Annotated in this window: 10 protein-coding genes and 1 tRNA gene; 10 read left to right on the top strand and 1 reads right to left on the bottom strand. The window is 60.1% G+C overall.

The window, feature by feature from the left end:
• Positions 1-33: 33 nt before the first annotated feature.
• The 4 genes from VWY34_RS14660 to VWY34_RS14645 all read left to right on the top strand — a co-directional run bounded on the left by VWY34_RS14660 (position 34) and on the right by VWY34_RS14645 (position 5,667).
• The gene (locus VWY34_RS14660) at positions 34-570 is read left to right on the top strand and encodes a cold-shock protein (RefSeq protein WP_340545682.1); all 537 of its coding nucleotides are present in this window, start codon (positions 34-36) and stop codon (positions 568-570) included.
• A gap of 73 nt (positions 571-643) precedes the next feature.
• Positions 644-1,096, top strand: coding sequence for a DUF192 domain-containing protein (locus tag VWY34_RS14655; RefSeq protein ID WP_416545921.1), 453 nt, complete (start codon positions 644-646; stop codon positions 1,094-1,096).
• Positions 1,097-1,139: 43 nt separating this feature from the next.
• A tRNA-Pro gene (locus VWY34_RS14650) sits at positions 1,140-1,216 on the top strand.
• A gap of 806 nt (positions 1,217-2,022) precedes the next feature.
• A complete protein-coding gene (locus VWY34_RS14645; protein ID WP_416545919.1) occupies positions 2,023-5,667 on the top strand; it encodes a vitamin B12-dependent ribonucleotide reductase in 3,645 nt (1,214 codons plus the stop codon).
• Between the two features lie 197 nt (positions 5,668-5,864).
• On the opposite strand, the gene VWY34_RS14640 is transcribed toward VWY34_RS14645, so the two are convergent.
• Complete coding sequence (locus VWY34_RS14640; protein ID WP_340545679.1) at positions 5,865-7,040, bottom strand: MFS transporter; 1,176 nt, start codon at positions 7,038-7,040, stop codon at positions 5,865-5,867.
• A 424-nt stretch (positions 7,041-7,464) separates the two neighbouring features.
• Here VWY34_RS14640 and VWY34_RS14635 point away from each other — a divergent pair, with 424 nt between their 5' ends.
• The 6 genes from VWY34_RS14635 to VWY34_RS14610 are packed head-to-tail and all read left to right on the top strand — an operon-like array spanning position 7,465 to position 13,524.
• On the top strand, positions 7,465-8,211 hold the full coding sequence (locus VWY34_RS14635; protein ID WP_340545678.1) for a FadR/GntR family transcriptional regulator: 747 nt from the start codon (positions 7,465-7,467) through the stop codon (positions 8,209-8,211).
• Entirely contained in the window at positions 8,204-9,355 is a 1,152-nt protein-coding gene (locus tag VWY34_RS14630) for an aminotransferase class I/II-fold pyridoxal phosphate-dependent enzyme (protein ID WP_340545677.1), read from the top strand. Before VWY34_RS14635 ends, VWY34_RS14630 begins: the two co-directional genes overlap by 8 nt.
• A gap of 41 nt (positions 9,356-9,396) precedes the next feature.
• Entirely contained in the window at positions 9,397-10,653 is a 1,257-nt protein-coding gene (locus VWY34_RS14625) for an ABC transporter substrate-binding protein (RefSeq protein WP_340545676.1), read from the top strand.
• A complete protein-coding gene (locus VWY34_RS14620) occupies positions 10,635-11,585 on the top strand; it encodes a carbohydrate ABC transporter permease (protein WP_340545675.1) in 951 nt (316 codons plus the stop codon). Before VWY34_RS14625 ends, VWY34_RS14620 begins: the two co-directional genes overlap by 19 nt.
• An 8-nt stretch (positions 11,586-11,593) precedes the next feature.
• The gene (locus tag VWY34_RS14615; RefSeq protein ID WP_416534881.1) at positions 11,594-12,445 is read left to right on the top strand and encodes a carbohydrate ABC transporter permease; all 852 of its coding nucleotides are present in this window, start codon (positions 11,594-11,596) and stop codon (positions 12,443-12,445) included.
• Positions 12,446-12,456: 11 nt separating this feature from the next.
• Positions 12,457-13,524, top strand: coding sequence for an ABC transporter ATP-binding protein (locus VWY34_RS14610; RefSeq protein ID WP_340545673.1), 1,068 nt, complete (start codon positions 12,457-12,459; stop codon positions 13,522-13,524).
• Positions 13,525-13,531: the final 7 nt, after the last annotated feature.

Raw genomic sequence — 13,531 nt, 5'->3', positions numbered from 1 at the left:
GTTAAAAACTGAAGAACACGGTGGACTACAGCAGTGGCAGAAGACTTGAGCAGTCTGCAGCAAATACGCGGGCTGGTGAAATGGTTCGATCCGACCAAAGGGTTCGGATTTGTCGTCTCTGATGAGGGCGGACCAGATATCCTGCTGCATGTGAACGTGCTGCGTAACTTCGGCCAGAGTTCCATCGCGGACGGGGCCGAGGTTGAACTGGTGACGCATCGCACCGAGCGTGGTGTTCAGGCGGTGGAAGTCCTGTCGATCACGCCGCCGGTTCGCGACGACAGTCCAGTTCTGAGCGATTTCGCGGAGATTGATGCCGAGACGCTGAGCGCCGAGCCACTGGTACCCGCGCGGGTGAAATGGTTCGACAAAGGCAAGGGCTTTGGTTTTGCCAATGTGTTTGGCCGCGACGAAGACGTGTTTCTTCATGTCGAGGTTCTGCGCCAGTCGGGTCTGTCGGAACTGCAACCGGGGGAGGCGCTTGGGATGCGGGTGATCGACGGCAAACGCGGCCGCATGGCGGTCGAGGTGCTGGCCTGGGAAGCGGCGCTTCTGGAAAAGCAGGACTAAGGTGATGCGGCGCGCCTGGACCCGATTGTCAGACAGGATGACAACAGGAGCCAGAGCCGCCGCTCTCTCTATTATGTCGGTCGCTGCGATTGTGGCGGCCGGGGCGGTGCAGGCCGAAGAGGCCTGCCGCCATGATCTGGTCAGCCTGCGCGGCCCCTGGGGGCAGGCGCAGTTCTCTGTAGAAATCGCAGATACCATAGAAACACGCGCGCAGGGGTTGATGCACCGGCCCCATATGGCGCGTGGCAATGGCATGTTGTTTGTCTATGAGGCGCCGCAGCGCGCCAGCTTCTGGATGAAGAATACGCTCATTCCGCTGGACATGCTGTTTGTCGACAGCAGCGGCACGGTGCGCCATATTCACCATCGCGCCATTCCCGGGGACCTGACGCCGATTCCGGGTGGTGACAACGTCTATGCCGTGCTGGAAATCAACGGCGGTCTTGCCGCGCTTTATGGGATTTCAGTCGGCACCCAGCTGCGCCATGAAGTTTTTTCAACGACAGGCGCAATTTGGCCCTGTTAGGGCTTTTCAAATCAGATCGGCAACGCTAGGAAGGCGCACGGTCCGGGGCGTGGCGCAGTCTGGTAGCGCACCTGTTTTGGGTACAGGGGGTCGTGAGTTCGAATCTCGCCGCCCCGACCATTTCATCCATCTGGATGTGACGTAGACGCCGACATGCCTGTCACAGGGCTGTCGGCGTTTCGCGTTCCAGCTGACCGATCCGATGGGGGCGCAGATCCGTCATCCGCGGACGGGCAGGGGCGCTGTTCAGTCCCTGAGGGCTCGCTGAGGAGATTCGGACTGGTTTCCAAATTATGACCAAATCAGGCGTCTCGCTATGTCTGTTAAGGGTTGCTTAACCAACTGACGCGCGTTGGCGTCGATTTCCTTTTACGCTTCGTGCCAACAGGGAAAAAAAACACCTCGGCACGCCTTCTATCTGGAGGGCGTGTATTTCATTTTTTCAACCCTCGGCCTGGTTGAGTGATTTCTGTTTCAGAAGAGTCCGCTGCTGCCGTTGCTGCGGCGTGACATGCGGCAAGCCCCTCTCCGCAAGGGGATTTATCGCGTCGGATGGATGGGGCTCTTGGGACCGTGCCAGGTAAAGTGATCAACTCTGAATCGCAGCTTCGTGATCGACCGCAGACCATTAAGCTATCGTCAACGAAAAAGATGGTTACGAAAGCCTAAAAATGCCGTTGACCCCATATGCCTGAATACGTCAAATTGTGTACGTCGGATGATGCAGCACAAAATATGGTGGATTTCACCCGGTGCTACACCAGACCAAGCAAAGCATTTAGCGCTGGCGGATATGGGGCCTCGGCCCTGGCACGCATCTTATGTGAGGTGCGCAGCAGGGTGTTTTGCGGCGAAGAACGAGAAGAGACGCGTCGGCCAAAAGGCGTGATTTGTGACAGTGGGACTGCAAAAAAGAGGCAGATGGCATGAAGATTGAACGGAAATTTACAAAATCTGGGCAGGACGCATATGCCGATCTGGACTTTGTCCCTGCAACGTCGGAGATCCGCAATCCAGACGGCACCATTGTGTTTCGTCTTGAGGGCGTCGAGGTTCCGGCGGGCTGGAGCCAGGTCGCCAGCGATGTGATTGCGCAGAAATATTTCCGTAAAGCCGGTGTCCCGAGCAAACTGAAAAAGCTCCGTGAAAAAGGCGTGCCCGAGTTCCTATGGCGCTCGGTTCCGGCCGGTGATGATGTGGAATTTGGCGGCGAGACCTCCTCCAAACAGGTGTTCGACCGTCTGGCCGGCGCCTGGTGCTACTGGGGCTGGAAAGGCGGCTATTTCTCAACCGAGGAAGACGCGAGCGCCTATTTCGACGAGATGCGCTATATGCTGGCGACCCAACGCGCCGCGCCGAACAGCCCGCAGTGGTTCAACACCGGTCTGCATTGGGCCTATGGCATCGACGGCCCGGCACAGGGGCACCATTATGTCGATTACAAAACCGGCCAGCTGACCAAATCTGACAGCGCCTATGAGCACCCGCAGCCCCATGCCTGCTTTATCCAGTCGGTCTCTGACGATCTGGTGCAGGACGGCGGCATCATGGATCTTTGGGTTCGTGAGGCGCGGTTGTTCAAATATGGCTCCGGCACCGGCACCAATTTCAGCCATCTGCGCGGCGAAGGCGAACCGCTATCCGGCGGTGGCAAATCCTCTGGCCTGATGGGCTTCCTCAAGATCGGTGACCGGGCAGCCGGGGCGATCAAATCCGGTGGCACCACCCGTCGCGCCGCCAAGATGGTGATCGTCGATGCAGATCACCCGGATATCGAACAGTTCATCGACTGGAAAGTGATCGAAGAGCAGAAGGTGGCCTCCATCGTCGCAGGCTCCAAGATGCACGAGAAGATGCTGAACGGTCTCTTCGAGGCCATTCGCAGCTGGGACGGGGCCGAGGCTGACGCCTATGATCCGGCCGTCAACGATGGGCTGAAAAAGGCAATCCGCGAAGCCAAGAAGGTCGCCATCCCCGAGACCTATGTGAAGCGCGTGCTGGACTATGCCAAGCAGGGGCATACCTCGATTGAATTCCCGACCTATGACACCGACTGGGACAGCGACGCCTATAATTCGGTTTCCGGTCAGAACTCCAACAACTCGATCCGGGTCACCAACGCCTTCCTTCATGCGGTGAAGAAGGACGCCGACTGGCAGCTGATCAACCGGGTCGATGGCAAGGTCGCCAAAACCGTGAAGGCACGGGATCTGTGGGAAAAGGTCGGTCATGCGGCCTGGGCCTGCGCGGATCCGGGCATCCAGTTCCACGACACAGTGAACGAGTGGCACACATGCCCCTCCGACGGTGAGATTCGCGGCTCAAACCCTTGTTCGGAATATATGTTCCTGGACGATACCGCCTGTAATCTCGCGTCTCTGAACCTGCTGACCTTCCTCAAGGACGGGGTGTTCCAGGCCGAGGATTACATGCACGCCTGCCGTCTGTGGACGGTGACGCTGGAAATCTCGGTGATGATGGCGCAGTTCCCGTCCAAGGAAATCGCGCAGCGTTCCTATGATTTCCGCACGCTGGGTCTTGGCTATGCCAATATCGGCGGCCTGCTGATGAACATGGGCTACGGCTATGACAGCGCCGAAGGGCGCGCGCTTTGCGGTGCGCTGACCGCGATCATGACCGGCGTGTCCTATGCCACCTCCGCCGAGATGGCCTCCGAGCTGGGGCCGTTTGCCCGCTACGAGCAAAACGCAAGCGACATGCTGCGGGTGATCCGCAACCATCGCGCAGCCGCGCACGGCGCGGTCGACGGCTACGAAGGCTTGGCCGTGAAGCCGGTGCCGCTTGACAGTGCCAACTGCCCGGACCCGCGTCTGGCGGAACTGGCGATGAGCAGCTGGGACGAGGCGCTGGAGCTGGGCGAACGTCACGGGTTCCGCAATGCGCAGGCCACCGTGGTGGCCCCAACCGGCACCATTGGCCTGGTCATGGATTGCGACACCACCGGGATCGAGCCGGACTTTGCGCTGGTGAAGTTCAAGAAGCTGGCCGGCGGCGGTTATTTCAAGATCATCAACCGCTCGGTCCCCGCCGCGCTGGAGGGGCTGGGCTATTCCCCGGCCCAGATCGAAGAGATCGTCTCCTATGCCGTGGGCCATGGCACCATCGGCAATGCGCCGGGAATCAATCACACCTCGCTGGCCGGTCACGGCTTTGGCCCCAATGAGCTTGCGAAGGTCGATGCGGCGCTGGAGTCGGCCTTTGATATCCGCTTTGTGTTCAATCAGTGGACGCTGGGCGAGGATTTCTGCACCGGTGTTCTGGGCATCCCGACGACAAAGCTGAACGATCCGACCTTTGACCTTCTGCGCCATCTGGGCTTCAGCAAGCGCGATATCGAGGCGGCGAATGACCATGTCTGCGGATCCATGACGCTGGAAGGTGCGCCGCATCTGAAGGAAGAGCACTATCACATCTTTGATTGCGCCAATCCTTGTGGCAAGAAAGGCAAGCGTTATCTGGGGGTTGATAGCCATATCCTGATGATGGCCGCAGCCCAGAGCTTTATCTCCGGTGCAATCTCCAAGACCATCAATATGCCCAATGACGCCACCATCGAGGATTGCCAGAAGGCCTATGAACTCAGCTGGTCGCTGGGGGTGAAGGCCAATGCGCTGTACCGCGACGGCTCCAAGCTGAGCCAGCCGCTGGCGGCGGCACTTGTTGAGGACGACGATGAGGCGGCCGAAATTCTCGAAAGCGGGTCGCAGCAGGAAAAGGCCATCACCCTTGCCGAGAAGATCGTCGAGAAGGTGGTCATCAAGGAAATCGTGAAATCGCATCGTACCAAGATGCCGCAGCGCCGTAAGGGCTATACCCAGAAGGCGGTGGTTGGCGGCCATAAAGTGTACCTGCGCACCGGCGAATATGAGGATGGCAACCTTGGCGAGATCTTCATCGACATGCACAAGGAAGGTGCCGGTTTCCGGGCGATGATGAACAATTTCGCCATCGCGGTATCGGTTGGCCTGCAATATGGCGTGCCGCTGGAGGAGTTTGTCGACGCCTTCACCTTCACCAAGTTTGAGCCCGCGGGCATGGTGCAGGGTAATGACTCGATCAAGAATGCGACCTCCATTCTGGACTATGTGTTCCGTGAGCTGGCGGTCAGCTATCTCGATCGGACCGATCTGGCTCATGTCAAACCGGAAGGCGCCAGCTTTGACGATCTGGGCCGGGGCGAGGAAGAGGGTGTCTCCAATCTCTCGGAACTGAGCGAAACCGCTGCGACGCGGTCGCTGGAGGTGCTGAAACAGATTTCCTCCACCGGCTATCTGCGTAAGCGTCTGCCGCAGGAACTGGTCGTATTGCAGGGCGGGCAGACGGAGCTGCTGGCCAACATCGGGGGCGATCCGGTCGCTGCCTTGCAGTCGCTGGTACCTGAGACATCAGCCGTTGCGCCTGCCGCGTCCGGCGGCATGGATGCCCGCACCAAAGCCAAGATGCAGGGCTACGAGGGCGAGGCCTGCGGCGATTGCGGAAATTACACGCTGGTGCGCAATGGCACCTGCATGAAATGCAACACCTGCGGCGGCACCTCTGGCTGTAGCTGAGTGCTGATGGAATTGGACTGTGACCGTCGCGGCGATGCTGTCGCGCCGGTCGGAAACCCGGGGTGGGTGCGCTCACCCCGACACGGATCGGGACACAGGCAACAACCTCGGGCGGTAACAAGAACCACCTGATCCGTGCACCTGGGAGGGGGAGGCCACAGTGCCTCCCTTTTTTCTTTTTTGGTCCGGAGCTTGGTTTAGCTGCGTTTTAGAACCCTTGAAAATATAACGATAAACGCTGAAAGCACTGCAAGGATCACAAAGGCGGCAGGCAGCGACAGCAACTCGGCGGTAATGCCGATCATGGGTGGGCCGATCAGGATGCCGCCGTAGCCGAATGTCGCGACGCTGGCGATGGCAGCGCCTGCGGGAAGTTCGGGATCACTGGCCGCGCGGCTGAAGGCGAGCGGCATGACCAGCGCATAGCCGATACCCATCAGGGCAAAGCCAATCATGGCAGCAGCGTAGCTGCCAAACACCACCGCGATCAATGCGCCAAGACAGGCGCTGGCACCGGCCATGCGCGCGGCGCTGACGGCCCCAAGCCGCGCGACCACAAGATCGCCGATCAGCCGCATTGCCACCATAGCGACCGAGAAAACGGCAAATCCAAGCGCGGCATCCGCTTCGCTGGCGCCCGTCGTCAGCACCAGAAAGATCGCGCTCCAGTCGGCCATCGCGCCTTCGCCAACGGCTCCGCAAAAGGCGACAAATCCCACCGCAACCAGCGGTCCACGGGGCAGAAGCGATGGTTTTGTCATCGGATTCTTGGGGGCGGGGTCGGCAGTCCAGGGGATCTGTGCGACAGAGAGCGTCAGAAGCGCTGCGATCCCCCCGGCGAGCAGGAAATGCAGCGGGATTTCTGCCCCGACGGAGGCCGCGCCGTAGCCAGACAGCGCACCAAGCCCGGCCCCAAGGCTGAACATCGCGTGAAAGGACGACATCATCGGCCGTCCGGCACGTTTCTCCACCTCACTTGCCCATGCGTTCATCGCTACGTCCATGCTGCCATGGGCGGCACCAAAGACAAAGAGCGCGGCCGCCAGCAGCGGCAGGCTCGGCGCCAGCGCCAGCAGCACCAGCCCGAGGACATAGGCCAGCGCCACCCGGCGGGTGACATGGGCGGCCCCCATCCGATCTGCCGCCCGTCCGGCAAGCGGGAAGGAGAGGATCGCGCCTGCAGCCATTAGCAACAGCAGCAACCCCAGCGCGCCGGGCGTCAGCTCGTGGCTGTCGGCGACGGCCGGGATGCGCGACGCCCAGATCCCAAACAGGGCGCCGTTCAGCACAAACATCGCCGCAACCGCGCGCCATGGCGTGCGCAGCCGGAACCGGGAAGACGGACGGGTCGGGTGAGGGCTGGTTACGGGCACGCGAAATCCTTTTTACGGTAGAAACTGAGGTCTCAAATCTGGCGGGCCCGTATCGGCTTGGGACATCTGACGGGACCGCTTGGCGCAGACAAATCCTCGCCAGGATTTTCGCAGAGTGATTGGAACTCAATGCCGGTGCAAGCGGTTTTGGCCCGATGTGCGGCAGGTGCCCGGGTGGTTTATTCGGGCCGTATTCGGCGCGGCAGATGGATCGAATCGACGTCAGCAGGGGCCGGTTGATTTGCAAGAGCGTCTGTTCCGATCCGGCTCCGATCTCTGCGTGGTGCCTTAACATGTCTTTGTAACGCATTGAATATTCGCGTTTATATAATGTCCGACAATACTGTTGATAATGTCCGACATTATTGCCATGCTGTGACAGGAACCGGGTCTGGCCAGCGCCAGATCGCATGAAAGGCACAGCATGGCAGCGCGTGATCCGAACCAGACAGCCCATCACATGGCGCCGCTTCCGGCGCGCAGCACTAGCCGGGATGTCCTTGAAGCGCTGATCCGCATGATCGAGGCTGACGGGCTGGGTGTGGGCGATCGCCTGCCGCCAGAAGTGGAGATCGCCCGTCAGCTGGGCGTAGGCCGGTCCAAGGTGCGCGAGGCGCTGACCGCCTGGCAGAACATGGGCATCGTGACCCGCAACAAGAAGGCCGGGACGCGACTGGCGACGGAGGTGGTGTCAAATGCCATCCATCTGCCGGTGATGGTCAAGCTGGAGGCCGAGAGCCTTATGCGAACCCATGCGGTTCGGCGCCCGCTGGAACTGGAAACCGTCCGCCTGGCAACCCGCAACATCACCCCGCAAAGCGCCCGTATCATCATGGGCCGCGTGACCGAGCTGATCGCGATTCACGGTGCCGGAGAGGACTGGCGCGCCTCCGATTACCGGTTTCACGAAGCCCTGCAGGAGGCCTGCGGCAACCCGTTGTTCGGTCAGCTGATCCAGCAGATCCAGCATGGATTCAACGAGGTCTACGAGGCGCCATTCGGCAAGCCGCATCTGGGGGAATCCTCGATCCCGCTGCACCTGCCGCTGGCCGAAGCGGTGGTCGCGGGCAATGAGGAGGAGGCGATGAAAGTGATGGAGCGCATTCTCGACATGGTCGAAGCGGAGATCCGCGAGTCGATGCAGGCGATGGTGGAGGGACATGATGACTGAGGACCTGGGCCTGGCCACGTTGATGGCGGCTGTTCTGGAGGATCGCAACGGCGCGATCACCCCGCCGATAGTACAAACATCGCTGTTCAGTTTTGACAGCTACGAAGCGTTTGAAGATCGCATGGCCGGGCGCAGCGATACGGCGATATACACAAGGGTCCAGAACCCGACGGTGGCGGCCTTTGAGGGGTTGATGGCCAAGGCCGAGCAGGGCGAGGCGGCCTGCGGATTTGCCTCCGGGATGGCGGCGATTTCCTCGACGCTTCTTGCCTTTGTGAAACCGGGTGACAGGATTGCCTGCGTCGAACATGTCTACCCCGACAGCTATCGTTTCATGGAACGGCTGTTGCGGCCCTTTGGGGTTGAAATCGACTATTACGCGCCGAGGCAGCTGGAAGAGGAGCCGGACCTGCTCAAGGGCGTGCGGCTGGCCTATCTGGAAAGCCCCAGCTCGGTGGTGTTCCAGCCTCTGAACCTCATGAAGGTTGCAGCCCATGCAAAACGGCATGGCGTGCTGACGATGATCGACAATTCCTGGGCCAGCCCTGTGTTTCAAAAACCCCTGACCCAAGGCATTGATATCGTTTTGCATTCAGCATCGAAATATATCTCCGGCCATTCCGATACCGTGGCGGGGGTGGTGGTGTCTTCGCAGGCGAATATCGACCGGATCCGTGATCTCACGTTGCCGTTGCTGGGTGGCAAGCTGGCGCCGTTCGAGGCGTTTCTGCTGACCCGAGGCCTGCGCACGCTGGCGGTGCGGATGCGCCAGCACGAGGCCACGGCGACGCTCTTTATCGACCGTCTTTCGGCCTTGCCGCAGGTGCGCCGGGTGCATTCTCCGGGCCCAAACGACGTGCCGGGTCTCACCGGGCGGTCCGGTCTGATGTCGGTCGAATTTGATGACAGCGTGGATATCCCGGCATTTGCCAACGCGCTGACCCATTTCCGGCTGGGCGTCAGCTGGGGTGGATTTGAAAGCCTGATCCTGCCGGCCCGCGTCGGGCTTGCGCAGATCGGCGAAGAGAACTCGATGCAACGTTTTGGAGTTTCGCCGAACCTCGTTCGGCTGAACCTCGGGCTGGAGGAGGCCGAGGACCTGTGGGCGGATATCACATCCGCCCTCGCGACTAGCACGGTCTGACAGGGCCGTGTGTACCGTCACACGACAAGGGGAAGGACAACATGAAAAAAATTCTGACAGGGATCACGACGGCGGCCATGCTGATGGGCAGCGCCGCCTACGCGGAGACGACGCTCAAGCTGGTTGAGGTGATCACCAGCCCGGAACGCACCAAGGTGCTGCAGAGCATCGTTGACGGCTACGAGGCCGCCCATCCCGATGTTTCCGTCGAAATCATCAGCCTGCCGTGGGGGCAGGCGTTTGAGAAGCTGGCGACCATGGTTGCCGGCGGCGATATCCCCGATGTTGTCGAAATGCCCGACACCTGGCAGGCGCTTTATGCAGGCTCCGGCCAGCTGGCAAGCCTCGCCGATCATGTCGCCGACTGGGAGCATGGCGCAACGCTGACAGACAAGACGATTGCAATGGGCAGCCAGGCGGGTGATCTCTACATGATCCCCTACGGGTTCTACCTGCGCGCGATGTTCTACAACAAGAAACTGCTGGCCGAAGCCGGTGTCGAACCGCCCGAAACCATGGAAGACTTCATGGCGGCATCGGCTGCGGTATCGGAACTGGACGGCAAATCAGGCTACTGCCTGCGCGGTGGTCCGGGTGGCACCAACGGCTGGGTGATGATGGCGGCTGCGATGAACGGCACCAATGACTTCTTCACCGATGATGGCAAGAGCCGCATGAATGAGCCAGGCTCGGTCGAGGGCATCCAGTTCATGCTTGATCTCTACCAGAAGGGCTATGCCCCGAAGGATGCGGTCAGCTGGGGCTTCAATGAGATCGTCGCCGGTTTCTATTCTGGCACCTGCGCTTTCCTCGATCAGGATCCTGACGCGCTGATCGCGATTTCGGAGCGGATGCCAGCCGAGGATTTTGCGGTGATCCCGATGCCTGTCGGCCCCTCCGGCAAGGCATTCCCGACCATCGGTTTTGCAGGCTGGTCGATCTTCAATGCGACCAAGCATGAGGACGAGGCCTTTGATCTGGTGGCGGCGCTGTCTGCACCTGAGGCCAATGGCACCTGGGCCAAGCGAGTTGGTGTGATCCCGGTCCATAAGGGCGCCGATCAGGACCCCTATTTCCAGACCGAGCAATTTGCAGGCTGGTTCAAGGAGTTGAACGGTGAGCAGTATGAGCCGACCACCATGCCGACCTTTCTGGAGAAATGGGGCTATTTTGCAAGCACCGTGGTTCTGGAAACCAGCCAGGAAGCGCTTCTTGGTCAGCGCAGCGCACAGGATCTGGCCGATGAATGGGCGGATTTCCTGACCGGCGAATATGCGAAATGGCAGGCAAAGCAGTGATTGCGCGCGCCCAAAAAAACGTCGTGCCCGGGGGAACCGGGGCACGGCGCTCGCTCTACTGGCACTATATGGTGGAGCCGTTTCTCTACCTGTCGCCGATGATCCTGTTGATCGGCAGCGTCATGCTGATGCCGCTGGTGATTGGGGTGTCCTACTCGTTTCAGGCCATTGAACTGCTGAATCCTTTCGACACTGGCTGGGTCGGGTTTGAAAACTATCAAAAGCTCTGGACGGATCGCAAATTCTGGATCGCGCTTGAGAACACCTTCTTCTGGACGTTCTGGTCGATCTTCTTTCAGTTCTTTCTCGGGCTGGGGCTGGCGATGCTGCTGAACACGCAGTTCTTTGGTAAGAAGCTGTTTCAAGCGCTGGTGTTTCTGCCCTGGGCGGTGCCGACCTTTCTGTCAGCCCTGACATGGGCCTGGCTGTTCAACCCGGTGATCGGACCGATCCCGCACTGGCTGGCCGCGCTTGGGGTGCTGTCGGAGCCCTACAATATCCTGGGTGATCCTGATCTGGCGATCTGGGGGCCGATCACCGCCAATATCTGGTTTGGCGTGCCGTTTTTCGCCATCACGCTGCTGGCTGCGCTGCAGTCCATTCCGGGTGAGCTGTACGAGGCTGCCGAAATCGACGGCGCCAGCGCGTGGCAGAGCTTTACCAAGATCACCCTACCGTTCCTGGCGCCGATGATTGCCATCACGGTGATGCTGCGCACCATCTGGATCGCCAATTTTGCCGATCTGATCTTTGTGATGACCGGGGGTGGTCCGGCCAATTCAACGCAGATCCTGTCCACCTACATCTTTACCACCGCGTTCCGCAAACTGGACTTCGGCTATGCCTCGACCATTGCGGTGGCGCTGCTGATCATCCTTCTGGCCTATGCTGTCATCCTGCTGTGGATGCGCAGACGGCTGGTCAAGATCTGAGGATCACCATGGCTAATATCGCGCGTTCATCCAGACGTCATCCAGCGCTGGCGCTTGGGAAATATGCCGCCATCGCATTCTATCTCGGCTTTGCGCTGTTTCCGCTCTACTGGCTGATGAAAATCGCCGTTACGCCCGATGCGCTGATCTTTTCCGAGGGCACGCGGATGCTGCCCAGTGCAGTGACGTTCGAGAATTTCGCCACCGTGCTGTTTGAGACCGAGTTCCTGGCCTATTTCCGCAACTCTCTGACAGTCTCGCTCGGCACGGCGTTCTTCACCACGCTGATTGCAGCCGGGGCGGGCTATGCCTTCTCGCGATTTGTCTTTGCGGGCAAGCGGATCATCATCGGTGTGATGCTGATCACCCAGATGTTCCCGCTGCTGATGATCATCGCGCCGATCTACAAGATCGTGGCTGATCTGGGCCTGCTGAACTCGCTCACCTCGCTGATCGTGGTCTACACCGCCTTCAACATCCCATTTGCGACCTTCCTCATGCAATCCTTCTTTGACGGGATCCCAAAGGATCTGGAAGAGGCCGCGATGATGGATGGCTGCACCCGGTTTCAGGCGCTGCGCACGGTGGTGTTTCCGCTGACCCTGCCGGGGCTGGGGGCGACGCTTGGTTTTGTCTTTACCGCCGCCTGGTCCGAGCTGCTGTTTGCGCTGATGCTGATCTCAAAAAATGACGCGATGACCTTCCCGGTCGGGCTGCTGACCTTCGTGTCGAAATTCTCGGTGGACTGGGGGCAGATGATGGCGGCTGGCGTGCTGGCGCTGGTGCCAAGCTGCCTGTTCTTCATTTTCATACAACGCTACCTGGTGCAGGGCCTCACGTCCGGCGCGGTCAAAGGATAGGGGGCCGGATCATGGCACGGATCGAACTCAGAGATGTTGCGAAACGCTATGGCGCTGTTGAGGTGCTGCGCGATATCAATCTTGATATTCAGGACGGTGAATTTATCGTTCTGGTCGGGCCATCAGGCTGCGGCAAATCTACCCTTCTGCGGATGATCGCAGGGCTGGAGCCGATCACGTCTGGCGACTTCGAGATCGACGGGCAGCGCATGAATGACGTGCGGCCACGGGATCGCGACATTGCCATGGTGTTCCAGTCCTACGCGCTTTATCCGCATATGGATGTGGCGCGGAACATGGGGTTTTCCATGGAGATCCGCAAGGAACCGGCAGAGGAGCGCAGATCGCGCGTCGCCAAGGCCGCCGAAACCCTAGGCCTGTCGAAACTGGTGGATCGCTTGCCCAAGGCGCTATCGGGCGGGCAGCGCCAGCGCGTTGCCATGGGGCGCGCCATCATCCGTGATCCGCGCGCGTTCCTGTTTGATGAGCCGCTGTCCAATCTGGACGCGGCGCTGCGTGTGGAGATGCGGCTGGAGATTGCTCGGCTGCACAAGCAACTGGGCGCCACGATGATCTATGTGACCCATGATCAGGTCGAGGCGCTGACGCTGGCGGACCGCATTGTGGTGTTGAATGGAGGCGATATTCAGCAGGTCGGCTCGCCGCTCGATCTCTATGAGCGGCCCGCCAATAAGTTCGTGGCGCAGTTCATCGGCTCTCCCACGATGAACATATTGCCGGTATCCGGGGCCGATAGCGGGGTGATGGCCCGCAATGGCATGATGCTTACACTGGATCATCTGCGCGACACCGCCGCAGCTGTGGATCTGGGCATCCGACCGGAGCATCTGGATGTGGTGGCACCGGGTGAGGGGGATCTGACTGCGGTTGCAGATGTGGTTGAACGTCTGGGATCGGACACAAACATCTATGCCAATGTCGATGGGCTGGGGCCGCTTCTCGTGCGCAAACATGGCAATATCCCGGTCCGAAACGGGGATCGGCTGGGATTGCGGGTGCAGCGGCAGAATGCTCATATCTTCAACGCAAATGGCAGGGCCATCCGGCCCGCTGCCTGACGTGCGA

The sequence above is a fragment of the Phaeobacter sp. JH20_02 genome (assembly GCF_048056915.1).
In the GTDB taxonomy this organism is placed as follows: domain Bacteria; phylum Pseudomonadota; class Alphaproteobacteria; order Rhodobacterales; family Rhodobacteraceae; genus Phaeobacter; species Phaeobacter bryozoorum.
The sequence above is the reverse complement of the archived record's forward strand: the minus strand, read 5'-3'. Positions and strand labels throughout refer to the sequence as shown.